Origin of the sequence: Blastococcus xanthinilyticus (genome assembly GCF_008124835.1) — a bacterium.
GTDB lineage: Bacteria > Actinomycetota > Actinomycetes > Mycobacteriales > Geodermatophilaceae > Blastococcus > Blastococcus xanthinilyticus.
In genome coordinates, this window is the sequence record NZ_VNHW01000037.1 from 1 (window position 1) to 1,268 (window position 1,268).

Annotated in this window: 2 protein-coding genes; both read right to left on the reverse strand. The window is 64.4% G+C overall.

Translation table 11 applies throughout. The features are described from left to right. Window positions 1-26: 26 nt before the first annotated feature. A complete protein-coding gene (locus BD833_RS22605; RefSeq protein WP_341770630.1) occupies window positions 27-1,013 on the reverse strand; it encodes an IS3 family transposase in 987 nt (328 codons plus the stop codon). Continuing rightward, window positions 902-1,204, reverse strand: a complete 303-nt coding sequence (locus BD833_RS22610; protein ID WP_166535416.1) for a transposase — start codon at window positions 1,202-1,204, stop codon at window positions 902-904. Before BD833_RS22610 ends, BD833_RS22605 begins: the two co-directional genes overlap by 112 nt. Window positions 1,205-1,268: the final 64 nt, after the last annotated feature.

The window sequence follows — 1,268 nt, forward strand, 5'->3', positions numbered from 1 at the left end:
TGAGCTTGCCCCGGTCCAGCGGACGGCTAGGTACTGAGCATGGCGTAGGCAGCGGGGGTTCGGTAGCCGAGGGCGGAGTGCAGTCGGTGGTTGTTGTAGTCCCAGATGTAGTGGAAGAGCCGACTGCGGGCATCGGCGAAGGTCTTGATGGCGCCGCCAGGATGGATGTCCTCGTTCTTCAACGACCCGAACCAGGACTCCATGGCAGCGTTGTCCAGTGCGCTTTTCCGTTCACCGAGAGAGACAACCAGCCCGTGGCGAGCCGCGAGTTCGTGCCACTCGTGGGAGGTGAACTGGTAGCCGCGATCTGAGTGGATGATGCAACCGGGCGCGGGGCGGCGAATGTCGATCGCTTCACGGAATGCCCGTATCACCGTCTTGGGCGTTTCATAAGTGTCGGTGGACCAACTGATCACCTGGCGGTTATGTGCGTCGAGAACGACCGCGGCTCGCAGAAAGCCTTCGCTGGTGCGGATCGCCGTCAGATCGGTGAACCAAAGTCGGTCCGGCGCGGAGGCGCGGAACTGCCGGCGCACCCGGTCGATCACCTCGGGGCGGCGGCTCGGTGGCGCCGACCGTCGTCGGGCCTTGATCGGCCCCCGTCGAGCCCGGATCCCGTGCGCGCGCATCAGCCGGGCGACCCGATGCCGGCCCACCGTGAGTCCCTTGGCTCGAAGCGAGCGATAAATCCGTGGTGCTCCGTAGTAGGAGAAGCGGCCATGGATCAGCCGAATGTGTGCGAGTAGCTCGCGGTCTTCAGCGGCTCGACCCTTCAGCGGTCTCCGGCTGCGGGACAGCCAGCCGTAGTAGCCCGATGTTGACACGCCCAGTAATCGACAGATGATGCTGATCCTCAACGCCGGCTTCTTCGCCTTCTCCGCCGCGATGTAGCGGTAGATCTCTACCGCTCCGTACGTCGAGCGAAGAAGGCCAGCGCTTTTCCCAGGATCTCCACTTCTTCGGTCTTCTGTGCCAGTTCGCGTTCCAGCTGGGCTATACGTGCGGCCTCCGATGACCGGTCGACCTGCTCGGACAGCGCAGCGCGTCGCACCGGCCTCTCGGCCTTTTCAGCCTCCCGCACCCACTTGGCCACCGACGTGGCGGACAACCCGAACTCGGTCGCGATCTCACCGAAGGTTCGGCCATCTCGCCGATGCAACGCGACGATCTGATCCCTGAACTCCTGCGTGTAGACCCTGCCCACGAAGACACCCCTCCCGTGGCGATGCCGCCACTGTGACGGTGTCCGCGAAACCCGGGCAAGCTCA